At 67.2% G+C, this 22,911-nt stretch carries 23 protein-coding genes; 16 read left to right on the top strand and 7 right to left on the bottom strand.

Going from position 1 to position 22,911, the window contains the following annotated elements; all coding sequences use genetic code 11:
• Window positions 1–3 precede the first annotated feature (3 nt).
• Window positions 4–975, bottom strand: coding sequence for a GDP-mannose 4,6-dehydratase (gene gmd, locus ACM0M4_RS30390; protein ID WP_003096890.1), 972 nt, complete (start codon window positions 973–975; stop codon window positions 4–6).
• On the bottom strand, window positions 972–1,886 hold the full coding sequence (gene rmd, locus ACM0M4_RS30395; protein ID WP_003114107.1) for a GDP-6-deoxy-D-mannose reductase: 915 nt from the start codon (window positions 1,884–1,886) through the stop codon (window positions 972–974). Before rmd ends, gmd begins: the two co-directional genes overlap by 4 nt.
• Window positions 1,887–2,293: 407 nt before the next feature.
• Between rmd and ACM0M4_RS30400 the strand changes: the two genes are divergently transcribed.
• The 10 genes from ACM0M4_RS30400 to ACM0M4_RS30445 all read left to right on the top strand — a co-directional run bounded on the left by ACM0M4_RS30400 (window position 2,294) and on the right by ACM0M4_RS30445 (window position 11,571).
• Window positions 2,294–3,922 (top strand): glycosyltransferase, encoded by a 1,629-nt coding sequence (locus tag ACM0M4_RS30400; RefSeq protein WP_004351836.1) that lies wholly within the window; start codon window positions 2,294–2,296, stop codon window positions 3,920–3,922.
• Window positions 3,916–5,217, top strand: coding sequence for a glycosyltransferase (locus ACM0M4_RS30405; protein WP_003125903.1), 1,302 nt, complete (start codon window positions 3,916–3,918; stop codon window positions 5,215–5,217). Before ACM0M4_RS30400 ends, ACM0M4_RS30405 begins: the two co-directional genes overlap by 7 nt.
• On the top strand, window positions 5,214–6,077 hold the full coding sequence (locus tag ACM0M4_RS30410; protein WP_009316023.1) for a class I SAM-dependent methyltransferase: 864 nt from the start codon (window positions 5,214–5,216) through the stop codon (window positions 6,075–6,077). The genes ACM0M4_RS30405 and ACM0M4_RS30410 overlap by 4 nt, the downstream gene beginning before the upstream one ends.
• Window positions 6,074–7,216: an acyltransferase family protein gene (locus ACM0M4_RS30415; RefSeq protein WP_003146824.1), complete on the top strand. Its 1,143-nt coding sequence runs from the start codon at window positions 6,074–6,076 to the stop codon at window positions 7,214–7,216. Before ACM0M4_RS30410 ends, ACM0M4_RS30415 begins: the two co-directional genes overlap by 4 nt.
• Window positions 7,210–8,046 carry a class I SAM-dependent methyltransferase gene (locus tag ACM0M4_RS30420; RefSeq protein ID WP_003118464.1) on the top strand — a complete coding sequence of 279 codons (837 nt, stop codon included), beginning with the start codon at window positions 7,210–7,212 and terminating at the stop codon, window positions 8,044–8,046. Before ACM0M4_RS30415 ends, ACM0M4_RS30420 begins: the two co-directional genes overlap by 7 nt.
• Window positions 8,047–8,208: 162 nt before the next feature.
• Window positions 8,209–8,421 carry a DUF1127 domain-containing protein gene (locus ACM0M4_RS30425; RefSeq protein WP_003096905.1) on the top strand — a complete coding sequence of 71 codons (213 nt, stop codon included), beginning with the start codon at window positions 8,209–8,211 and terminating at the stop codon, window positions 8,419–8,421.
• A 95-nt stretch (window positions 8,422–8,516) separates the two neighbouring features.
• Window positions 8,517–8,834, top strand: coding sequence for a DUF2388 domain-containing protein (locus tag ACM0M4_RS30430; RefSeq protein ID WP_003096907.1), 318 nt, complete (start codon window positions 8,517–8,519; stop codon window positions 8,832–8,834).
• A gap of 124 nt (window positions 8,835–8,958) precedes the next feature.
• Window positions 8,959–9,252 (top strand): DUF2388 domain-containing protein, encoded by a 294-nt coding sequence (locus ACM0M4_RS30435; RefSeq protein ID WP_003096909.1) that lies wholly within the window; start codon window positions 8,959–8,961, stop codon window positions 9,250–9,252.
• 43 nt (window positions 9,253–9,295) lie between these two features.
• The gene (locus ACM0M4_RS30440) at window positions 9,296–9,616 is read left to right on the top strand and encodes a DUF2388 domain-containing protein (RefSeq protein ID WP_003114112.1); all 321 of its coding nucleotides are present in this window, start codon (window positions 9,296–9,298) and stop codon (window positions 9,614–9,616) included.
• Entirely contained in the window at window positions 9,613–11,571 is a 1,959-nt protein-coding gene (locus tag ACM0M4_RS30445) for a DUF4105 domain-containing protein (RefSeq protein WP_003110363.1), read from the top strand. Before ACM0M4_RS30440 ends, ACM0M4_RS30445 begins: the two co-directional genes overlap by 4 nt.
• Before the next feature lie 107 nt (window positions 11,572–11,678).
• Here ACM0M4_RS30445 and ACM0M4_RS30450 read toward each other — a convergent pair whose 3' ends face one another.
• Complete coding sequence (locus ACM0M4_RS30450) at window positions 11,679–12,098, bottom strand: GFA family protein (RefSeq protein WP_003102545.1); 420 nt, start codon at window positions 12,096–12,098, stop codon at window positions 11,679–11,681.
• 67 nt (window positions 12,099–12,165) lie between these two features.
• Here ACM0M4_RS30450 and ACM0M4_RS30455 point away from each other — a divergent pair, with 67 nt between their 5' ends.
• The 4 genes from ACM0M4_RS30455 to ACM0M4_RS30470 all read left to right on the top strand — a co-directional run bounded on the left by ACM0M4_RS30455 (window position 12,166) and on the right by ACM0M4_RS30470 (window position 15,838).
• Window positions 12,166–13,110 carry an AEC family transporter gene (locus ACM0M4_RS30455; RefSeq protein WP_003096914.1) on the top strand — a complete coding sequence of 315 codons (945 nt, stop codon included), beginning with the start codon at window positions 12,166–12,168 and terminating at the stop codon, window positions 13,108–13,110.
• Window positions 13,107–13,469 carry a DUF2388 domain-containing protein gene (locus tag ACM0M4_RS30460; protein ID WP_033999531.1) on the top strand — a complete coding sequence of 121 codons (363 nt, stop codon included), beginning with the start codon at window positions 13,107–13,109 and terminating at the stop codon, window positions 13,467–13,469. The genes ACM0M4_RS30455 and ACM0M4_RS30460 overlap by 4 nt, the downstream gene beginning before the upstream one ends.
• A gap of 279 nt (window positions 13,470–13,748) precedes the next feature.
• Entirely contained in the window at window positions 13,749–15,053 is a 1,305-nt protein-coding gene (locus ACM0M4_RS30465) for a CitMHS family transporter (protein ID WP_003096918.1), read from the top strand.
• Between the two features lie 20 nt (window positions 15,054–15,073).
• Window positions 15,074–15,838 carry a TerC family protein gene (locus tag ACM0M4_RS30470; protein ID WP_003096920.1) on the top strand — a complete coding sequence of 255 codons (765 nt, stop codon included), beginning with the start codon at window positions 15,074–15,076 and terminating at the stop codon, window positions 15,836–15,838.
• A gap of 5 nt (window positions 15,839–15,843) precedes the next feature.
• Here ACM0M4_RS30470 and prfH read toward each other — a convergent pair whose 3' ends face one another.
• The 3 genes from prfH to ACM0M4_RS30485 form a co-directional block, all read right to left on the bottom strand.
• A complete protein-coding gene (gene prfH / locus ACM0M4_RS30475) occupies window positions 15,844–16,458 on the bottom strand; it encodes a peptide chain release factor H (RefSeq protein WP_033999533.1) in 615 nt (204 codons plus the stop codon).
• Window positions 16,455–17,594: an RNA ligase RtcB family protein gene (locus ACM0M4_RS30480; protein ID WP_003121369.1), complete on the bottom strand. Its 1,140-nt coding sequence runs from the start codon at window positions 17,592–17,594 to the stop codon at window positions 16,455–16,457. Before ACM0M4_RS30480 ends, prfH begins: the two co-directional genes overlap by 4 nt.
• 367 nt (window positions 17,595–17,961) lie before the next feature.
• The gene (locus ACM0M4_RS30485; RefSeq protein ID WP_003121370.1) at window positions 17,962–18,762 is read right to left on the bottom strand and encodes a substrate-binding periplasmic protein; all 801 of its coding nucleotides are present in this window, start codon (window positions 18,760–18,762) and stop codon (window positions 17,962–17,964) included.
• 353 nt (window positions 18,763–19,115) lie between these two features.
• On the opposite strand from ACM0M4_RS30485, the gene ACM0M4_RS30490 reads away from it, so the two are divergent.
• Both ACM0M4_RS30490 and ACM0M4_RS30495 read left to right on the top strand, forming a co-directional pair.
• Entirely contained in the window at window positions 19,116–20,864 is a 1,749-nt protein-coding gene (locus ACM0M4_RS30490) for a Na/Pi cotransporter family protein (RefSeq protein WP_003096931.1), read from the top strand.
• Window positions 20,865–20,932: 68 nt separating this feature from the next.
• On the top strand, window positions 20,933–22,306 hold the full coding sequence (locus tag ACM0M4_RS30495) for a M16 family metallopeptidase (RefSeq protein ID WP_003096933.1): 1,374 nt from the start codon (window positions 20,933–20,935) through the stop codon (window positions 22,304–22,306).
• Window positions 22,307–22,311: 5 nt separating this feature from the next.
• On the opposite strand, the gene ACM0M4_RS30500 is transcribed toward ACM0M4_RS30495, so the two are convergent.
• Complete coding sequence (locus tag ACM0M4_RS30500; protein WP_003096934.1) at window positions 22,312–22,872, bottom strand: GNAT family N-acetyltransferase; 561 nt, start codon at window positions 22,870–22,872, stop codon at window positions 22,312–22,314.
• Window positions 22,873–22,911 lie beyond the last annotated feature (39 nt).

The following is a 22,911-nucleotide window of genomic DNA, read 5'->3' on the forward strand; positions in this document are numbered from 1 at the left end:
GGCTTACTCCCGGGAAACGCGTCGCAGGTCCGCCTCGACCATCATCCGGATCAGCTCGTCCAGGCTGGTCCTGGGCTTCCAGCCGAGCACACGCTGGGCCTTGGCCGGATTACCCAGCAGCACGTCGACCTCGGCGGGCCGGAAGAACGCCGGGTCGATCTTGAGGAAGTCGCGGTAGTCCAGGCCCACATGCTCGAAAGCGATCTGGCACATGTCGCGCACGGTGGTAGTGACACCGGTGGCCACCACGTAGTCGTCGGCCTTGTCCTGCTGCAACATCAGCCACATGGCTTCGACGTAGTCCCCGGCAAAGCCCCAGTCGCGCTTGGCGTCGACGTTGCCCAGGCGCAATTCCTGCTGCTTGCCGAGCTTGATGCGGGCCACCGCGTCGGTAACCTTGCGCGTGACGAACTCGATGCCGCGCAGCGGCGATTCGTGGTTGAACAGGATGCCGCTGGAGGCGTGCAGGCCAAAGCTCTCGCGATAGTTGACGGTGATCCAGTGGCCATAGAGCTTGGCCACGCCGTAGGGGCTGCGCGGGTAGAACGGCGTGTTCTCGTCCTGGCGCTCGGCCTGGATCAGGCCGAACATCTCGCTGGTGGAGGCCTGGTAGAAGCGCGTTTCCGGGCTGAACTGGCGGATCGCCTCGAGCAGGTGGGTCACGCCCAGGCCGTCGACGACGCCGGTGGTCACCGGCTGGTTCCAGGAGGCCCCGACGAAGCTCTGTGCCGCCAGGTTGTAGACCTCCTGCGGCTGCGCCTTGATCACCGCGCGCTGCACCGAACAGGCATCGGCCATGTCGCCGTCCTCGTACTGGATATCGCCTTCGATCCCCAGTTCGCGCAGGCGCCAGCGCGTGTCGCTGCTGCGCCGCGCCACCAGGCCGTGGACCCGGTAGCCCTTCTCCAGCAGCAGCTTGGCCAGGTACGCTCCGTCCTGACCGGTGATCCCAGTTACCAGTGCACTTCTTGTCATTCTTCTCGTACCCGTGACTCCCAGTCGGACAGGATCGCCCGCAGGGACTGTTTTATGGTTATTTCAGGCTTCCAGCCCGTGGTGTCATGCAGTCGAGCATGGCTGCCGCGAACCCGCCGCTGTTCCGCCCGGCGCATCCTGGCAGGGTCCTGAACGATTTCCAGCTCGACCTGGGCGATGTCCGCCAGCAGTTCGATCAGCTCGCGAATCTTCTGCTCCTGCCCGGAACAGACGTTATAGACGGCGCCCGCCTCGCCGTGGGAGAGCAGGCGCAGATAGGCTGACAGCACGTCCTGGACATCGAGGAAATCACGGCTGACGTCGATGTCCCCCACTTCCAGCCGATTGGCCTGCAAGCCCTGCTTCATCCGGGCGATCTGCCGCGCGGCGCTGGCGATCACGAAGCTGTCCTTCTGCCCCGGCCCTATATGGTTGAACGGTCGCGCCACCAGCACCCGCCAGCCTTCGGTGATACCCCACTGCAGGCACAGCGACTCGGCCGCCAGCTTGCTGACCGCATAGGGATTGCGCGGGTGGGGGATGAGTTCCTCGTGGATCGGCAACGCCGCCTCGGCCACCTGGCCGTAGACGTCGCCGGAGCTGATGTACAGGAAGGTACCGGAGAAACCCCGCGCCTTAAGCGCCTGGAGCAGGTTCAGGGTGCCAAGGAGGTTGATCTGCAGGGTCCGCGCAGGATCGCGGAAGGCCTCCGGCACGTAGGTCTGCCCGGCCAGGTGGATGACCGCATCCGGCAGCTCCGGCCAGAGGTCGCCCAGCGAATCCGGCTCCAGCAGGTCGTAACGATGCGGTACGGGAAGGAGCGCCCACGGCGTGTGGGCCGCTGCCAGATAAGCTTGAAGATGCTTGCCTACGAAACCGGAGAGCCCGGTGACGAACAGACGCTGAGTCAAGGAAGCGGGCCTTTTATCTGATGCTACGCTCAGCGACGCTCTTCCTAGGAATACGACGTTCCAGAGGTCATGCCGGATAGCGTGTTGTTCTGATTATCGCGCTCCAATCTGTGCCAAGAATGCGCCGATTTCAACCGCTTATTCGTGACCGGTAGGTTCTCATTCGAACGGCATGACGTTTTCTCCGTCAGCCTTCACGTTTTTGCGAAAGGTATGTTTAGAATGCCTCTCGATTTCGTGCTTGACTGCCTCCTGTTCTGTTGATCGAACAGGTCGCGGTCGCGATAACAGAACAAGAACACGATGGGTCGACCAGTCCGCCGGGAAGGCTTCCGGACAACGAAGCAGCGCCTGGCCTCGCTCATCACCACCAAGCTGTCGAACGGGCAGTTTCATCACGAGATGCCATGAATTTCATCCTTTACTCGGATATCAACGAGCGCTCGATCGGCCACAACCTCGGTCGCCCCGAATACAGCTACTACTTCGTCCTCAAGGCCTACCGGCCAATCCTCGAATCGCTGGGACAGGTCCACCTGGTACAGAGCACGGACGAAGTCGACCCGCTCTACCGGCAACTGCATGAACAGGGCGAAGACTGCCTGTTCCTCTCCTTCACCCCGCCGCACAAGGCGGCGCGGGGCCTGCAATGCCCGATGCTGTGCGTGGTCGCCTGGGAGTTCGAGACGATTCCCGACGTGGCGTGGGACGGTGATCCGGCGCAGGACTGGAGCCAGGTCCTGGCCGGCCATGGCGCAGCCATCACCCTCTCCGAGCAGACTGCCCGCGCGGTTCGCCGGGTGCTGGGCGAAGATTTTCCGGTACTGGCGCTGCCGACGCCGATCTGGGAGGACTTCGCCGCGATCCGCCAGCAAGGCGAACGGAATCCGGTCAAGTCCGGCGAGACCCTGCAACTCAAGGGCTGCGTCATCGACAGCCGCCTGCTGGGCCTTTCCGCCGACGGCCTCATCGCACCGATCATGGAAGAGACCGAGGACGAGATCCTCGAGGTCCTCCCCGAGACGCCCGCCGAGCCCGAGCCCGAACCGGTCCCTGAGCCAGAACCAGAGCCAGAGCCGGTTCCTCTCGACTGGAGGCGCCGACTGGTCATCAGCAAGCACTACCTGCTGCTGTGGTACCGGGAAGCCGTCAGCGACCTGGTACCCATACCGGTACGCCGCTGGCTGTTCCGTCACCTGCGCCGGCCGCTGCCGCCCCCACCAACGGCGCTGGAAACGCTGCCGGAGCCATTGCCCCAGGCCATCGAGCCGATACCGCCCGCCGAGCCCGAGCATCCGCCGGCGCTGCTGCCGGACGTCGACCAGCACCAGCAGGTCGTCGTGGACGGGGTGGTCTACGTCTCGGTGTTCAATCCGCTGGACGGGCGCAAGAACTGGCATCACCTGATCACCGCCTTCTGCTGGGCATTCCGCGACACCAGCGATGCCACGCTGGTGCTGAAGATGACCCAGAGCGACCTGACGACCTACCACGTCGAACTGCTCACCCTGCTTTCCCAACTGTCGCCATTCGCCTGCCGGGTCATCGCCCTGCACGGCTATCTCGATGCCGCGGAGTACGCCCGCCTGTACGGAGCCGCCAGCTACTACGTGAACGCCTCGCGCTGCGAGGGCCTGTGCCTGCCGCTGATGGAATTCATGTCCTGCGGCACCCCGGCGATCGCTCCGGACCATTCGGCGATGGCCGACTACATGGACGCCCAGGTGGGCTTCGTGGTCCGCTCCAGCCAGGAGCCCGCGGCCTGGCCGCAGGATTCGCGCCGGTTGTACAGCACCCGGCGCTACCGGCCGAGCTGGGAGTCCCTGAAGGAGGCCTACCTGGAGAGCTACCGGGTAGCCCGGGAACAGCCGGAGCGCTATCGGCAACTGTCCGCCGCGGCCAACCAACGCATGCGCGGCTACTGCGCCGGCGACGTGGTCCGCCAGCGCCTGGAACCCTTCCTTTCCGCCCGCAAGGCAACCCCTGCGCCCGGCGTCGAACTGGCGGCCACCGCCACAGGCAACGTTCCATGCTGATCATCATTCACTCCGAGACCAACAAGACCACCATCCGGCAGAACCTCGGGCGCCCGGAGTACAGCTATTACTTCGTCCTCAAGGAATTCCGTCCGCTGCTGGAAGAGATCGGCCAGGTGGTCGAAGTCAGCGATCCCGACGAACTGGTGGACCGCCTCTACCACGACTGCCGCAAGCGCGGCGAACCCTGCGTCTTCCTCTCCTTCTCGCCGCCCCATCGCACGCCGATCCACCATGCCTGCCCGACCATCCCGGTGTTCGCCTGGGAGTTCAGCACCCTCCCCAGCGAAACCTGGCACGGCGAACCGCGCCACGACTGGCGACATGTGCTGCGCCACAGCGGACGGGCCATCACCCACTCCAGCTTCACGGTCGACGTGGTGCGCGCCGCCATGGGTCGCGACTACCCTGTACTGAGCGTGCCGGCGCCGGTCTGGGATCGCTTCGCCAACCGCGCCTCGCAGCAGGCGGGCCGTCCCGAAGCCCGGGATGTGCGCCTGCGCCTGGACGGCCTGCTGGTGGACAGCCGCCAGCTGGACCTGGCCGTCCATGCCGACCCCGAGCCGTCGGCGGAGGTCCTGGCCCTGCCGGACCGCGCGGCGAAACAGGTCGAGCTGAGCCTCGACGGGGTCATCTACACCTCGGTGTTCAACCCCTACGACGGGCGCAAGAACTGGCAGGACATGATCAGCGCGTTCTGCGCCACCTTCCGCGACGAGCCCGACGCCACCCTGGTGCTGAAACTGACCCACCACAACGTCGGCGAAGCGCTGGCCGACATGCTTCACCACCTGTACAAGAACCAGTCCTACCGCTGCCGCATCGTGCTGATCCACGGCTACCTCGCCGACCCGGACTACGAGCGGCTGGTCGAGGCCACCAGCTACGTGGTGAACACCTCCTACGGCGAAGGCCAATGCCTGCCGCTGATGGAATTCATGTCCAGCGGCAAGCCGGCCGTGGCTCCGCGCAATACCGCGATGATCGACTACATCGACGCCGACAACGCCTTCATCGTCGACTCCTCGGAAGAAGCCACCGCCTGGCCCCACGACCCGCGCGCGGCCTACCGCACGCTGCGCTACATCACCGACTGGGAGTCGCTGTGCCGGGCCTACCGGGCCAGTTTCGAGGTCGCTCGCCAGGAGCCGGAGCGCTACGCACGCATGTCCGCGCATGCCAGCGCCAGCCTCGAACGCTTCTGCAGCCGCAAGCTGGCCGTGGAGCGCCTGCGTCGCTTCCTCGACGAAGCGGCACAAGGCGACCCCGCCGCCTTGCAAAGCATCCCGGCATGATCCGCGCCCTGCTCCAACGCTGGCGTTCCCGTCCCGCTGCGGCGAGCGAACCGGTGTCGCCACGCATGTGCGGTCTGCGCGATGCGGTGCTGGATGGCTGGTTCCGCAGCGAAACCGGCGAACTGCTCGCCGGCTTCGCCATCGGCGCCCAGGACACCCTGCTCGATCTCGGCTGCGGCGAAGGCGTCGCCACCCTCTTCGCCGCCCGCCAGGGCGCTTCGGTGATCTTCACCGACAGCGAGGAGGACAAGGTGCGGAGCCTGGCGCAGCAGGTCGAGGCGGTGGCCCGGCGGCCCTTCACCGGCCTGGTCAGCGACAGCGACCCGCTGCCGCTGCGCGACGCCTGCGCCGACAAGCTGGTGTGCATGGAAGTGCTCGAACACGTGGCCAACCCAGCGCGGGTGATGGACGAACTCGTGCGTCTCGGACGCCCTGGCGCGCAGTACCTGCTGAGCGTGCCGGACCCGGTCGGCGAACACCTGCAGCAGGGCATCGCCCCGGCCGACTACTTCCGGGCGCCCAACCACATCCACATCTTTTCCCGCGACGACTTCGCGCGCCTGGTGCAGGACGCCGGGCTGGTCATCGAGCACCGCCAGGCCAGCGGCTTCTTCTGGGTGATGGGCATGATCTTCTTCTGGGCCAGCGAACGGGCCGCCGGCCGTGAGCTCGGCGGCGCCGTCCGCGACCGTATCCAGCCGCCCTACCCGGCGCTGATGGAAGACTGGGCACGGCTCTGGGAAAACCTCCTGGCCCGTCCCGACGGCCTGGAGATCAAGCACCTGCTCGACCATTTCATGCCCAAGAGCCAGGTGATCATCGCGCGCAAGCCGCTCGACCCCGGATCGTCGCGGACATGAGCGGCAAACGTATCCTCGACATCGAACTGTTGCGCGGGCTGGCCGTGCTCGGCGTGGTATTCCACCATCTGCACGGCAACCTGTTCAGCGGCTCCCCGGCACTGCTGGACGGCATCAACCAGCGCGTCCAGTTCTGGTGGGGCGTGGACCTGTTCTTCGCCATCTCCGGCTTCGTCATCGCCCGCACCCTCATCCCGCAACTGCGCGAGGCGCCCACACGCCAGGCATTCTGGGAACAGGCGCGGTACTTCTGGATCCGCCGCGCCTTCCGCCTGCTGCCCTCGGCCTGGCTGTGGCTGGCGCTGATCCTGGCCTGTTGCCTGCTGCTGAACCGCTCCGGAGCCTTCGGCAGCCTGTCGGCCAACCTCGCGGCGAGCCTCGCCGGTTTCCTCCAGGTCGCCAACTTCCGCTTCGCCGACAGTTTCTACCGCTACGAATACGGTGCCAGCTTCGTCTACTGGAGCCTTTCCCTGGAGGAACAGTTCTACCTCCTGCTGCCGCTGCTGATCCTCTGCCTGCGTCGCTACCTGGGCTGGGCCCTCCTGGCGCTGGTGCTGGTCCAGTTCTTCAGCCTGCGCACGCCGCTGCTGATGGTATTGCGCACCGACGCCCTGGCCATCGGCGTACTGCTCGCCCTCGCCTCCCTGCAGCCTGGCTATGCCCGCTGGAACCCCACCCTGCTGGGCCGCGCCTGGAGCGGGCCGTTGCTGCTGGCCGCCGTGGCCGCGGCCCTGGGCGTGCTGGCCAGCGAAGCGTACAGCCTGGTCACCGTGCGGATCGGCGCCATCGCGCTATTGTGCGGACTGCTGGTGTGGATAGCCTCCTACGACCGCGACTACCTGCTCTCCAACGGGCCGCTGAAGCGCTTGCTGGTCTGGGTCGGCGCGCGCTCCTATGCGATCTACCTGATCCACATCCCGGCGTTCTATCTCAGTCGCGAACTCTGCTTCCGCCTGGGCTGGGACGCCGGCGAGCGGCCCCTGTCGCTGCTCGCCATCAGCCTGGTCCTGATCGTCGTACTCAGCGAGCTCAACTACCGCTTCGTCGAGAGCCCCTGCCGCGACCTGGGCTCCCGCCTGGTCAAGCGCCTGAGCGCCGCCCGCCGCGTCGCCACCACTTCCGGAGCCACCTCATGCTGAACTTCCTCAAGAAGATCGTCTCGCCGCCCAGCCCCGTCGCCGAGCCCATCGCCGCGCCACCCGCCCCTGCGCCGGTCGACCCGTACATGCTCGGGTTGCGCGACGCGGTGCTCAGCGGCTGGTTCAACCAGGAGACCGACGAGCTGTTCAGCGGCTTTCCGATTTCCGCCGAGGACACCGTGCTCGACGTGGGGTGCGGCGACGGCGGCAACGTTCATTTCTGCGCCATGCGCGGCGCTCGCATCATCATCGCCGACATCGACGCGGAAAAGATCGCCAGGACCCGCGAGCGCCTGGCCGATACCCCGGCCCGCGAACTGGAATGCCTGGTCAGCGACTGCGACCCGCTGCCCCTGGCTGACGCCACGGCCACCCGGGTGGTCTCCACCGAGGTCATCGAGCACGTCGACGATCCGCGGCAGTTCCTCGCCGAGCTGGTACGGGTCGGCCAGCCCGGCGCACTCTATCTGCTCAGCGTGCCGCATCCCACGTCGGAAGACCTGCAGAAGGACTTCGCCGCCGACGAATACTTCCGCAAGCCCAACCACATCCGCGTGCTCGGCGAGGAGCAGTTCGCCGCACTGGTGCGCGAAGCCGGCCTGGAAATCCTCAGCCACAGCCGCTACGGCTTCTACTGGTCGCTGTGGATGCTGCTGTTCTGGGAGGCCAAGGTCGATTTCGGCAATCCCGACCATCCCCTCCTCGAACACTGGGCCAGGACCTGGCAGGCGCTGCTCGACTCGCCGCGCGGCCCGGCCATCAAGCAGGCCCTGGACGCCGTGGTCGCCAAGAGCCAGGTGATCATCGCGCGCAAGCCCGCCCAGGCGTAGAACCACCGGAACAGTTCCGCTACAGCCGGGCGGAACAGTTGCCGGGGCCACCGAACTGTTCCGTCCAACTCCCGCGTGGTTGCCCCTGAGCAAGCCAGCGGTCCCGGCGCATCATGAGGTTCCACACCCCGCCCCCATCCCCGGGATGGGAAGGAACGCACGATGAGGACATCCCCGCACCCGCACGCCGGGAGTTCCAGCGGTCTCCCGGCCGCCCATCCACATCTCGCCGCCCTGTTGGAAAAATTGAATTCCTGGCGACAAAACGCTCGATCGCGCAAGCATCTTGCGCAAATGTCCGAACACGACCTCGCCGACCTGGCAATCAGCCCGAGCGAACGCTACGTAGAGATTTCGAAACCTTTCTGGCGCTGAGCCGCTGGTGACGTGGCGCACAGTTGGTTAGTCTCAGCGTTGACACGGCCGCGCGGATGCGGCCGTCTACGCTGACTTCGTTCGGAGCAACTCACATGAAACGTCTGCGCCTGATCGGTGCCGCTGCCCTGCTCGCCTGCGCCTCCAGCGCGTTCGCCAGCAGCTTCGTGGTCACCACGGATACCCTGGTCCGCGCCACCGGCATGACCTCCAATGCCACTTCGGACATCACCAATTCCTTCCGCGACGACAAGATCGTCCTCGAAGCGCGCGACGACGCCGCCAGCTTCGTCGCCAGCCAGGGCGACATCCGCGGTTCGCACCTGGAAGCCGCACTGCGCCACATCCGTGGCAAGCTGCCGAGCCTGGCCGCCAACGACATGCAACTGGCCCAGGCGATCCTGACCATCTGAGTCGCCCGCCCCGCCGCCGCAGCCACCCGGCTGCGGCGATGACCTGGCCGACCGGCCACACTGGCTCCGCGCCGCACATTCCGTTAGCCTTGGCGGCTGTTCCAGTCCTATTCCGCCCAACCCCATGCGTTACCGGTTCTCGTTGCTCTTCTGTTGCCTGCTGGCGCCCGCTGCGCACGCCTTCGATACCACGACGGCGTTTACCGCGAAGTCCCTTTACGTCACCAGCAAGCTGACCAGCACGCCGTTCGAGAACAAATTGTTACGCGATGCCCGGGGCGATGCGGCCAGCTTCGTCGCCAGCGATGGCAGCATCCGTGGTGCGCGCCTGGAAGCGGCGCTGCGCTGGTTGCGTGTCGCGCACCCCGAGCTGGCGGCCAGCGATCAGGAACTGGCCGAAGCAATTCTTGCCCAATAGGCGATCACCACCGTTCCGGAGAACCTCCATGCGCCGTAGCTCCATGCGTCATAGCCCCCTGTTCGCCGCCCTGCTGCTGGCGCTCTGCGCCACGGCCGCGGAAGCACGCTCGGTGGTCGCGACCAGCAATATCATCGTCCGCGCCCTCGACCGCAGCATCGACTTCACTTCCGACACCACCACTTCCGTGCGCGACATGAAAGTGGTCACCGAGGCGCGCGACGACGCCGCCAGTTTCGTCGCCAGCGACGGCGCCATTCGCGGCGCCCAGCTGGAAGCCGCGATGCGGACCCTGCGCAGCCGTCTGCCGGAAGCCCGTGAAGCCTCCGACCAGGTACTTGCCGAAGCCATTCTCGCCCTGTGAGGAAGGCCTGCGCCTGGCTGCTGGCGCTGGCCCTCTGCGGAGCCGGCAACGCGACGGCGGCCCTGCGCCTGAAACTCGACGCGCCTGGGCTGGACCCTGCGCAGCGCGAGGCCAGCCAGCAACTCTTGGACGAAGCCGCGGACAAGTTGCCGCCGGCCTTCCGCGAACGCCTGGACCGCGAGATCGAGGTCGAGTGGCGCGACGACCTGCCCGCCAACGGCATGGGCCAGGCCCGTGGCCCGCAGCGCATCGCGCTGAACCGCAAGTACCTGGCCGATCTCACCGACGGCAGCGCCGCCAGCCGCCAGACCGGGCGCGTGCACGGCACCGAGCGGCGCGAGCTGCTGGCGACCCTGCTGCACGAGCTGACCCACGTCTACGATCGCGCGCGCCTGTGGTCGGCGGAGGAAAAACGCGAGATCCGCCGCTGCACGCGCCAGGAAGAAACCCTCGGCCGGATCGCCCAGCCCACCGATTGCCGCGGGCAGAGCGGTCGCCGCTTCACGCTCTCCGACGACCCGCGCCTGCTCGATCTCGCCGGCTGGCCGCAGCGCGCCGGCCAGCGCGGGCGGCGCGAGGCGCACAATGGCTTCGTACTGCGCAGCCCGGACGTCTACGAGCTGAGCAATCCGCGCGAGTTCGTCGCGGTGAACATGGAGTACTTCCTCCTCGATCCCAGCTACGCCTGCCGCCGCCCGGCGCTCTACCGCTACTACCAGCAACGCTTCGGCTGGGCGCCGGAACACAGCGCCTGTGCGCAGAGCTTCGCCTACCTCAACGCCGGCCGCGACTTCGGCCAGCAGCCGCTGGGCCAGCTCGACCCCGAGCGGGTCTACGAGGTCGACTACCTGCTGGCCGAGGCCAACGACAACCTGGTCAGCCGCTGGGGCCACACCATGCTCCGCCTGGTGATCTGCGCCCCCGGCCGGCCGCGTGGTCCGGACTGCCGGCTGGACCTCGACCAGCATCTGGTGCTGTCCTACCGCGCCTTCGTCGGCGACCTGCAATTGTCCAGCTGGGACGGCCTGACCGGCGCCTATCCGTCGCGCCTGTTCGTCCTGCCGCTGTCGCAGGTGATCGAGGAATACACCAAGGTCGAGCTGCGCAGCCTCGCCTCGGTGCCGCTGAAGCTGGACCGCGAGGAGGTCGCCAGCCTGGTCGAGCGCGCCGCGCAGAGTCACTGGAGCTACGACGGCCAGTACTACTTCATCTCCAACAATTGCGCGGTGGAAACCCTCAAGCTGCTGCGCAGCGGCATCCCCCGGCGACCGCTGCAAAGCCTGGACAGCATCACCCCCTACGGCGTGCTCGAGATGCTGGAGAACCGCAAGCTGGCCGATCCCAGTGTGCTCGACGACCCCAAGGAAGCCCTGCGCCTGGGCTACCGCTTCGACTCCTTCCGCGACCGCTACCAGGCGATGTTCGACGTGCTCAAGCAGCGCCTGCACATTCCCCAGGACAAGGTCGAGGACTGGCTGGCGCTGCCGGCCAGGGAGCGCCAGCCCTGGTTCGCCAAGGCCGACCTGCGCGCCAGCGCGGCGCTGCTGCTGCTCGAGCAGGCCTCGCTGCGGCGCCAGCTGCTGCTCGCCCAGGACGAGTTGAAGCGCCTGTACCTCGGCCATCTGGACAAGCCGGCCGGCGACCAGCGCCTGGAAGTGGCCGGCAAGACCTTCCAGCAGATCCTCGACGACAGCGGCTTCCTCAGTCGTCCGGCGGAACTCCTGGAGGGCGGCTACGGCCTGCCGCAGGCCGCCGAGTGGAAGCACCTGGAAGAGCAGACCCGCGAACGCCAGGCGCGCCTGCGCCGGCTCAGCGACGACCTCGACCGCGAGGTCCGCGCCCTGCTCGATCCCGAGCGCCGCGCCGAGCTGGAAGCCAACGAGGCCAACATCAAGGAGGTCGGCGCGCACCTGCGCGAGCTGCACAAGGCGGCCGGCGGGCTGATGCTGCCCTGAGGGAGGCGCCTGCAGGACGCATGGTCCCGAGCGCTCTTTCAGCGCCTCGCAGACGGCGGATAACGCTCTGCGTTATTCGCCCTACAGGTGCCACCTCCGGTCTTCGCTCACGGGTCGTCCGCTCCGGCGATGAACTCCTCGTCCTCTTCGGGCAACTGCGGGTCGAGGTGTAGCCATGGCAGGCGGCTGCCGACCCAGATGTGCCGGTTGGCGGGGGCGCGCTCGGGATGGTCGAGGCTGGCCACGGTGAAGTCCAGGGTATCGGCGCTGAGCCGGGTGAACAACGCCAGGTTGGCCCCGCAACGCGGGCAGAAGTAGCGCGTGCAGCTGGCCGACGAGGCATATTCCGCCGGTTCGCCCGCCAGCCAGCGGAACGCCGCGCGCGGCACCGTGGCCCAGGTGGTGACGATGCCGCCTGTGGTGCGCCGGCAGATCGAGCAGTGGCAGTGAGCGACATCGTCCAGCGGCGCGGCGACGGCGTAGCGCAGATAGCCGCAATGGCAACCGCCGGTATGGGTCTCGGGCATGGCGAATCCTCCTCGCGGGAGTGCCAGCATAAGCCGGACTTGCCCTGTGCCGCAGCCACCTCGCAAGATGAGCGGATTCCACTATCCGGGGGTGCCCGTGACCGCTCTGCTCTACTCCCTCTGGCCGCTGTTCGCCCTCATCGTCGGCGGTTACGCCCTGCGCCGCTGGGACTTTCCCGGCGAAGCCTTCTGGCCTGCCGCAGAACGCCTGAACTACTTCATCCTGTTTCCCGCGCTGCTGTTCAGCAACCTGGCGACCGCGCCGCTGGACGACCCCGGCCTGGCCCGCCAGGCCCTGGCCGTACTGCTCGGGCTCGGCGTCGCCTGGCTCGCCCTGCTGCTCTGCAAGCGCTGGCGCGGCTGGGACGCCGGGCGCTTCGGCGCCATCGCCCAGGGCGTATTGCGCTTCAACACCTATCTCGGCCTGGCCGCGGTCGGCAGCCTGTACGGCAAGCCGGGCCTGACCCTGGCCGCGCTGATGCTGGCGCTGATGGTGCCGACGGTGAACGTGATGTCGGTCTGGGCGCTGACCGCCGAGCGCGGCATCAGCCTGCGCGCGCTGCTGCTGCCGATCCTGAAGAACCCGCTGATCCTCGCCTGCCTCGCCGGCGCACTGGTCAACCTGGCCGGCGTCGGCCTGCCCGGCGGCAGCGATCGCCTGCTCAACCTGCTGGCGGTGGCCAGCCTGCCGCTGGGCCTGCTGTGCGTCGGCGCGGCGCTGAAACCCCAGGAACTCGGCGGCGAAGTCGCGGCCCTTGGCTGGAACTGCGCGGCGCGGCTGCTGGCGATGCCCCTGCTGGCCTTCGCCATCGCTCGCGGGCTGGGCCTGCCGAGCATGGAAAGCGCCGTGCTGGTACTGTTCTTCGCCCTGCCGACGGCGCCCACCGCCTATGTGCTGACCCGCCAACTGGGCGGCGACGGCCACCTGATGGCGGGCATCATTACCTTGCAAACGCTGCTTTCCGGCGCCACTCTGGTCGGCGTACTCCTCGTGCTGCAAGGAAGCCCATGACGACAGGACGCGTCGCCGCCGCCCTCACGGCGCTCTGCCTGCTCTGCCAACCGGCCTTCGGTTTCATCAAGGTGTTTCCCGAATTCGACGACGAACCCGGCGCCGCCACCTTCTTCTGGGCGGCCGTCACCACCGTCGGCCCGTTCATCGGCAGCACCGTCAGCGCACAGGAGTCCAGCGCTGACGAGGGCGACAAGCTCGTCCAGGCGCGGGACGACGCCGCCAGCTTCGTCGCCAGCGACGGTGCGATCCGTGGCGCGTACCTCCAGGCAGCCTTGCAGGTCCTGCGCCAAGCCCCGGAATACACCGGGTACAGCGACCTGCAACTGGCCGCGGCGCTCCTCGCGCGGCAGCCCTGATCGACCATATATCCGAAATTACCCGCACGTTTCCCGCCGTTATCCAGCGAAAGCTGCCTGAAAGCTTCCCGCCGTAGCATCCGCCCACCACCGGCAGAAGACCGGACACGACGGCGCGCCCACGAGACGCCCGCTTACCCGTACAAAAACAACAATGGTGATTGCCATGCCCCGTTCCGCACACGCCTACAGCCGCACTCCGTCCGCGCGACGCCACCCGCCCGCCGCCTGCTGACCGCACGCCGCACGCCCGTCCGCCGTCTTCCCCGGAGTGAACCCATGCTGACCCTGCTCGCCTTCGCCATGGTGGCGACCTTCATGTTCCTGATCATGACCAAGCGCCTGTCCGCGCTGATCGCGCTGATCCTGGTCCCGATCGCCTTCGCCCTGATCGGCGGTTTCGCCGCCGGCCTCGGCCCGATGATGCTCGACGGCATCCGCACCCTGGCGCCGACCGGCGTGATGCTGATGTTCGCGATCCTCTACTTCGCCATCATGATCGACTCCGGGCTGTTCGACCCGGCGGTGCGCAAGATCCTCCGGCTGGTCAAGGGCGACCCGCTGAAGGTCTCGCTGGGCACCGCGGCGCTGGCGATGATCGTCTCCCTCGACGGCGACGGCTCGACCACCTACATGATCTGCGTGGCCGCCGTACTGCCGTTGTACAGCCGCCTGGGCATGAGCCCGCTGGTGATGGCCTGCCTGATCATGCTCTCCAGCGGCGTGCTCAACATGACCCCCTGGGGTGGCCCCACCGCCCGCGCGGCGAGTGCCCTGCACGTCGACCCGGCGGATATCTTCGTGCCGATGATCCCGGCGATGATCGCCGGGCTGCTGGCGATCTTCGCCATCGCCTGGATCTACGGCAAGCGCGAGCGCGCCCGCCTCGGCGAGCTGCACCTGCCCACCGACCATGAGGACCTGGCGGAGATCAGCGTGTCGCAGTATCCGGAGGCGCGCCGGCCCAAGCTGCTGTGGTTCAACGCTATTCTCACCGTGGTCCTGATGGCGACCCTGATCGCCGGCCTGCTGCCGATGCCGGTGCTGTTCATGATCGCCTTCGGCATCGCCATGATCGTCAACTACCCGTGCATCCAGGAGCAGAAGAAGCGCATCGGCGCACACGCCGAGAACATTCTCGCAGTGGTCTCGCTGATCTTCGCCGCCGGGGTGTTCACCGGCATCCTCTCCGGAACCGGGATGGTCGACGCCATGTCCAAGAGCCTGCTGGCGGTGATCCCGCCGGCGCTGGGCCCATACCTGGCGACCATCACCGCGCTGGTGAGCATGCCGTTCACCTTCTTCATGTCCAACGACGCCTTCTACTACGGCGTCCTGCCGATCCTCACCCAGGCCGCCGCCGAATACGGCATCACCCCGGTGGAAATGGCCCGCGCCTCGATCGTCGGCCAGCCGGTGCACCTGCTCAGCCCGCTGGTGCCCTCCACCTACCTGCTGGTGGGGCTGGCCAAGATCGACTTCGGCGACCACCAGCGCTTCACCCTGAAATGGGCCGTGCTGGTGTGCCTGGCAATCCTCGCCATGGCCCTGCTGCTGGGCCTGTTCCCCCTGTTCAGTAACTGACCGAGACGAGTGACCGCTTCATGGAATGGCTGACCAGCCCGGAAATCTGGATTGCGTTCTTCACCCTGACCGCCCTGGAGATCGTCCTCGGCATCGACAACATCATCATGATCTCGATCCTGGTCGGGCGCATGCCGAAGCACCTGCAGCCACGCACCCGCTTCTTCGGCCTGGCCCTGGCGATGGTGACGCGGATCCTGCTGTTGCTGTCGATCACCTGGGTCATGCGCCTGACCGCCGACCTCTTCCACCTGTTCGGCCAGGGCATCTCCGGACGCGACCTGATCCTGTTCTTCGGCGGCCTGTTCCTGCTCTGGAAAAGCAGCTCGGAGATCTACCAGGGCCTGGAAGGCGAGGAAGAAAGCGGCGATGAACCGAAGGGGTCGGCGGGCGGCTTCATCGGCACCATCATCCAGATCGCGATCATCGACATCGTCTTTTCCCTGGACTCGGTGATCACCGCCGTCGGCATGGTCTCCCACGTGCCGGTGATGGTCGCGGCGATCATCGTCGCGGTACTGGTGATGATGCTCTGCGCCGGCGCCATCAGCGACTTCATCGACAAGCACCCGTCGCTGAAGATGCTCGCCCTGTCGTTCCTCATCGTGGTCGGCACGGTGCTGATCGCCGAAGCCTTCGAAGTCCATGTGCCGAAGGGCTACGTCTACTTCGCCATGGCCTTCTCCCTGGCCGTGGAGGCGCTGAACATCCGCATGCGCGGCGCCGCCGCGCGCAAGCGGGGCGAAGAGCCAGTGAAGCTGCGCAAGGAAGTGCTCGGCGACTGAGCCGCTCAGGCCGGCTCGAAACGCTCGCCGCGGAATACCCGGCGAGCCGCGCCGCGACTGATCCGACCGTGGGCCTGGCGGCGCTCCGCGCGCAGCGCGTCGGCCGCGCTGCTCGCCTGGTCCGCGAGGCGCCGGGCGATCAGCAGGATCGCCAGGCGTTTGTTGGCGTGCTGGCTACGCTGGCTCTGCACCCTGACGCTGATGCCGCTGGCCAGGTGGGTGGCGCGCACCGCCGAGTCGGTGGTGTTGACATGCTGGCCGCCGGGGCCGGAAGAGCGCAGGGTCTCGAAACGGATCTCGCCCTCCAGACTGGCCGGCGGCGCGGCGAAGCGCTCCGCGCCGATGAACCAGTTCTTGCGCGCATGCCTTGCCCGGTAGGGGCTGGGGCAGATCCATTGGATACCGCCGCACCAGCGCTCGGCGAGCGCTTCGGCGGCAGTGCCGCGCCGCCCCAGGAGCAGCGAACGCCAGGTGCGCGGACGCTCGCCGGCCACCTCCTCGATTACCTCGACCTCGACGCCGGCTTGCGCCGCCTCGAGGCACAGCCGCTCGAACGCCTTCGCCACCGCCAGGCAGCATTCCGCCGGCCCCTGGGCCGCGGAGAGTTGCAGCAGGATCATCGGCAGCACTCCCCACGGGTCTTGTAGGTCAGCACCGGCTTCAGGCGAGCGACCAGGCGCAGCAGGCCGGCTTCGAGCAGCGCGCCGACCACCGAGTCGATACCCTTGTAGGCTTCCGGCGCTTCCTCGTAGATCAGTTGGCGGTCGCCACAGATCACCCTGCTGCCAAGGCGCGTACGGCCCAACTGGTCGACGCTGAAGCGCGCCGCCAGACGCTCCCGACACTCGCCGCGCTGCCATTTGCGACCGGCGCCGTGGGCCAGGGAGAACAGGCTCTGCGCGCTCGGCACAGGCTCCACCAGGTAGCTGTAGTCGCCGCGCGAGCCGGGGATCACCAGCACGCCCTGGTCGGCCGGGGTGGCGCCCTTGCGGTGCAGCCAGCCGTCGACGCCATCGACCTGTGCCGGCGCCACCAGGTTGTGGTTGATGTCGAGCAGTTCCAGGCCGTCGCAGCGCAAGCGTTCGAGAATGCGCCGGGCGATGAGCTGGCGGTTACCCTCGGCGAAGCGCAGCGCATCGGCGTGGCGCGCCAGGTAGGCGGAAGCTTCCAGGCTGCCGTCGAGCAGGCCGGCGTGGCCATGCAGGCTGACCTGTTCTTGCAGGATCGCCTGGCCGAGACCGCGCGAGCCACTGTGCACCAGCAGTTGCAGGCGGCCGGCATCGAGGCCGAGGGCGTGCAGGGCGGCCTGGTCGAACACGGTCTCGACCTGCTGTAGCTCGGCGAAGTGGTTGCCGCCACCGATCGTGCCGAGCGCGCGCCAGTGCTCGCGGGCCGGTAGATCCAGGGCTTCGATGCAGTCGCTCCAGGTCTCGTCCAGCGGCAGGTCGAGATTGCCCAGGCGCTTTTCCAGTTTGTCCGCCGATAGCTTGCCGGGGGCCAGGCCGGTTTCCCACAGGGCCATGCCACAGCCGATGTCGTTGCCGACCAGCGCCGGATAGAAGCGACCGACGGAGAAGAACGCCGCGCCGACCGGATAGCCGCGGCCGGGATGCAGGTCCGGGAGACCGACGACGCGGCACATGCCGTCCAGTTCGGCGGTGGTTTGCAGTTGCTGGATCGCCTTGCCTTCGATCCAGGTGCTGTCCGAGGCGATCAGTGCGACGCCCGCGGACAAAGGCTTGATGTAGTTGCCCATAATCCAATCCATGTGATTGAAACGGTAGATCCGGGGGGCAGACCGAAGCCGAGCGGGCACTCGCGGAAGGGCGAAGGGCGTCTAACGGAGAAGTGAAAACCTGGGGAGCGGTGACCGCGGCAGCCGATGACCTCTCGCCGGAAGCTTGCGCGGACGCAAGGGCGGGAATCGTTCAGCGGTGCAGGGGGTCGAGCGGTAGGTTTCGGTGGCCGTTAGGCCAGGCGCAGCCTGCAAAGGGTAGAGAACTGAATCATCGATGTAACCTCCTTTGCGGTGCGTAAGTGGGGGAAATGAAGGGCGAATCCTAGGCGTTTCATTCCCACCGCGCAAGCCCCGGAAAGGCTTCGCGATGGAAATGAGCGGCGCATCACTGCGCCGAAAGAGCCTGCACGGCGCCGGGCACCTCGCTGTTCCAGCGCTGGTAGAGCGCCCGCAGCTCGCCGGACGCCGCCATCTGCCGTACCCGCGCGTCGTAGACCTCGCGCAGGAGCCGGCCGCTGGCGCTGTCGGCGAAGGTCATGAAGGACTCCTTGCCGGGCGGCAGTTGCGCGATCGGGTAGGCGTCGGCCGGCAGATGCGCTTCGCTGCGCTGCTTTTCCAGTTCGTCCGGCTCGTCGAGGAAGAAATCCAGCTCGCCGTTCTGGACCTGCTCGGTGCAACGCTCGGGGCGGACGCACTCGACCAGGGTGAAGTCGCGCTGCTCCGCGGGGATCAGGTTGTAGCTGTGGCGCCAGCCGACGCGCTTGCCGGTGAGGCTGGCGCGGCCGGAAAAGGGCGTCTTCGCCGCATGCATCACGCCGTGGTACTCGATGTCGATCGGCAACTGGGCGTACAGCTTGCCCTCAACGCCGGGGATCTCGCCCGGCACGCCATCGACCATGGAGCCCGCGGTCATCAGCTTGTTGGCGCGGTTCCAGGGCATGTTGATGAATTTCACGTCGAGCCCGTAGGGCGCATAGACCTGCTTCAGCAGGTCCCAGTACAGACCGCTGCCGTCGGCGTTGGTATAGCCTTCCCAGGCCGGCGCGGCGAAGGTCGCCTTGCGGATGTGCGCCTGCTCCAGGCTATCGCCCAGCGCATCGGCCTGAACCACCGGCGCTCCCCCTACCCCGAGCGCCAACACCGCTGCCGAGAGGCAGCCACTGATCCCCGAAAATCGCATCCGCACCACTCCTCTGTATCCCTCTAGACCGGGGCTTTTTAAAAGGTGCAAAGGATACCCTTCCTGTCGGCTAATTCCATGGCCTGTGGCGCAAACGCATGCATCGAACGGAAGGCGAAAAAATCCTCGCCGTTTCCCGGCGCGCACGCTTGAATGAAGGGTAGGCGCCCTGCCGCTCGGGCTGCCGAGACGAACTCCCGCGGGGGGCGCCTGTCCAAATATGACGTTCGTGTTACAACTCGCCTGAACGCTGCCTTTCCATCGTGGCCGTTGGCGCCGTTGTCCGGGCTCCGCGGCGCAACGCACGCGGAACCTGGCGCGAGGTTGGCCATTCGTCGTAGTGCCAGGGGGGCCACGCCATGCTGAAACTGCTCGACCTGCTCTCTGCCGTCGCCCTGCTGGTGTGGGGCACGCATATCGTCCGCACCGGAATCCTCCGGGTCTACGGCGCCGACCTGCGGCGCATCCTCAGTCGCAGCGTGGAAAAACGCCCGCTGGCGTTCGCCGCCGGCATCGGCGTCACCGCCCTGGTGCAAAGCAGCAACGCCACCGCCCTGCTGGCCACCTCCTTCGTCGCCCAGGGCCTGATGGCACTGGCGCCGGCCCTGGCGATCATGCTCGGCGCCGATGTCGGCACCGCGCTGATGGCGCGGGTGCTGACCCTCGACCTGTCGTGGCTTTCGCCATTGCTGATCTTCTTCGGCGTGATTTTCTTCCTCAGCCGCAAACAGACCCGCCTCGGCCAGCTCGGCCGGGTATTCATCGGCCTCGGCCTGATCATCCTGGCGCTCCAGCTGATCGTCGCCGCCGCCGAGCCGATGACCCAAGCCAAGGGCGTCAAGGTACTGTTTTCCAGCCTGACCGGCGACATCATGCTCGACGCGCTGACCGGCGCGTTGTTCGCCATGATTTCCTATTCCAGCCTGGCCGCCGTGCTGCTTACCGCGACCCTCGCCGCGTCCAAGGTGATCTCGCTGAAAGTCGCGCTGTGCCTGGTGGTCGGCGCCAACCTCGGCAGCGGCATCCTGGCCATGCTCAGCGCCACCGCGCAAAACGCCGCCGGTCGCCGGGTGGCCCTCGGCAGCCTGTTGTTCAAGGTCGCCGGCTGCCTGCTGGTGCTGCCCCTGGTGGGGCCGCTGGCGGACTGGATGGATCATTGGCAGTTCAGCACAGCCGAACTGGTGATCGCCTTCCACGTGCTCTACAACGCCGCGCGCTGCCTCGCCTGCCTGCCGCTGACCAACGCCATGGCCAGCTTCTGCACCCGTGTGATGCCCGACCGTGCCCTTCCCGACGACGTCGCCCGGCCGCGCCATCTCGACCCCGCCGCCCTCGACACGCCGAGCCTGGCGCTGGCCAACGCGGTGCGCGAGACCCTGCGCATGGGCGACACCGTCGAGCAGATGCTGAACAATCTGATGCAGATCATCCGCGGCGGCGATCCGCTGCTCGGCAAGGACATCCGCAAGCTCGACGACGACGTCGACGCCCTCTACACCGCGATCAAGCTGTATCTGGCAAGGATGCCGCGCGAGGACCTGTCCGAACGCGACAGCCGGCGCTGGGCGGAGATCATCGAGCTGGCGATCAACCTGGAGCAGGCCGGCGACATCATCGAGCACATGCTCGCCGCCGTGCAGGACAAGAAGACCTCGCGCAGCCGCTCGTTCTCCGACACCGGCCTGGAAGAGATCGGCACCTTGTACCAGCAGTTGGTCTCCAACCTGCGCCTGGGTCTCTCGGTGTTCCTCAACGGCGACCTCGACAGCGCCAAGCGCCTGCGCCGGGCCAAGCAGCGCTTCCGTCTGCAGGAACGGCGCTACGCCCATGCCCATGTCGACCGCCTGCACCAGCAGGTGGTACAGAGCATCGAGACCAGCTCGCTGCACCTGGACCTGATCAGCGACATGAAGCGTCTCAACTCGCTGTTCTGCGCCATCGCCTACGCCGTGCTGGACAATCCAGACGCGCCGAGCAGCGCGGCCGACGAGGGCACTCGGCGGGACGAGGACGACTGGGCCGACGAAGTCGACGACATGACCTCGGCGCCGCTGGCCGAGCCAGCGCTCGCCGAGGAGCGAGCGGAAACGCGCCGTTCGCGACATTAGCCGTTCTGCGGGTAGGTTCGTCATGAAGCATCCGCTATTCTCGGTATTTTCAGTTCCAGGCTCGGCCCATGCGTTCGTTGTCCACCCTGCTGCTGTTCTGCCTGCTCTGCCCCTGGTCGTACGCCGACCAGCGCAGCGAGGTCGAAGCCTTCCAGCTGGAAAACGGCATGGGCGTGCTGCTCAAGCCCACCGAGCAGCACCGACACGTCTCGATCCGGCTGGTGGTGGGGGTCGGTTTCGCCGACTTCTCGTGCCGTGAAAAGCAGCTGCCGCACCTGCTCGAGCACCTGTTCTTCAGCGGCCTGGACGGCGGCGACGAGGCCGACCTGGAAGCCCGCATGCAGGCCCTCGGCGGACAATGGAACGCCTACACCAGCGAAGGCGACACCACCTTCGTCATCGAGGCACCTGCCGCCACCCAGCGGCAGGTCCTAGACCTGCTGCTGGACACCATCACCCGCACCGAACTGGACGAGCCGCGCATCGCCGCCGCCAAGCGAGTGATCGAGCGCGAAGGCGGCGGCCATTACTCGCACCTGCAGCGCTGGCTCGACCGCGAGAACCTGGGCCGTGGCGCCATGGACCAACTGGCGGTGGAACTGGGCCTGGCCTGCTCCCAGCGCGCGCCGCTGGCGCCGCTTGGCGCGGAGCAGCTGGAGCGGCTGCGCAGCGACTGGTACGTACCGGGCAACATGACCCTGATCCTGGTCGGTGACCTCGATCCGCGCCTGCCGGCCTATCTGACCCGGACCTTCGGCACCCTGGAAGACCACGAGCTCCCCGAGCGCCGCGAGCTGCCGGCGGCCAACGGGCATGCCGAGGCCAGGCGCACCCTGATCACCCGGCCATTCGGCGAGGGTGCGATGCTGCACTGGATCTATCCGGAGCCGGACGACGCCGACCCGGACGCCATGGTCCTGCTCCAGGCCTATATGAACGACGCGCTGTACGCCGACCTGCGTGTGCGTCGCGGACTCACCTACGGGCCATCGACCGATCGCCAGGTGTTCGCCAACCAGGGCTTCTTCAGCCTCGACGCGGATGTCGAGCGCAGCGACCTACCCGCCACCGAGGCCGCCCTGCGCGAGTTGCTCGACGGCATCCGCCAGCATGGCCTGGACCCGGGGCGTTTCAAGCGGGTGCAATTCGCCGAGCGCGCCAGGCTGGCCTGGAGCACCCAGGGCAACGCGGCGCTGGCGGACTATTACTGGGGCTCGCTGGCCGACTACGAGGACGGCCATTTCCCCAATGAGGAGCGCCGCCTGGCGAAGGTCAGCCTGCAACAGGCGAACGCGCTGGCGAAGCGGCTGTTCGACGGCGAAGGCTACCTGCGCATCGAAAAGCCGCTATTCGACGACGACATGCTCTACCCATTGCTGCTCGCCGCCGGTCTCCTGGCCAGCGGCCTGCTCTGGTTCGGCCTGCGCCGCCGGCGCGCCTGAGCGGGCTACAGGGCCAGGCGGTGGATGACCTGGGTCGAGTCGTCCGGGTCGCGCTGGCCGACGAAGCCCAGTGCGCAACACAGGTCGCGCATCGCCCGGTTGGCCGCCGAGTCCACCGAATACATCTGGCGGAAGCCGTTGCGCCGCGCCACGTCGATCAGATGGCGCATCAGCACGGCGTCGAGGCCCAGCCCCTGGTAGTCGTCGGCGATGGTTACCGCGCATTCGCACTGCCCTTCCTCGCAACAGGCGGCGTAGCGGCTGATACCGACCTCGCGCAGCTCACCGTCCTCGTGCACCAGGGCAACGAAGGCCATGCTCTGCTGGTAGTCGATGTCCATCAGTTGGTCGAGCAGCGCCGGGCTGGCTTCCTTGATCTCGCCGAGGAAGCGGAAGTGGCGGGTCGCCGGGGACAGCCGGTTGATGAACTGGCGTTCGCGCTCCCGGTCCTCCTCGCGCAGGGGACGGATCAGCACGTGGCGGCCATCGTCGAGGGACTCGACCCAATGGTCGCCCTCCACCGCCGCGAACGCGGAAGACCGGCTGGCATTTTGTACATTGGACATGATGCGATCTCCAGGAAGGGAAGGAAGTCGGTACAACCA

It is taken from the genome of Pseudomonas sp. 18-147 (assembly GCF_051048045.1).
In the GTDB taxonomy this organism is placed as follows: Bacteria; Pseudomonadota; Gammaproteobacteria; order Pseudomonadales; family Pseudomonadaceae; genus Pseudomonas; species Pseudomonas aeruginosa.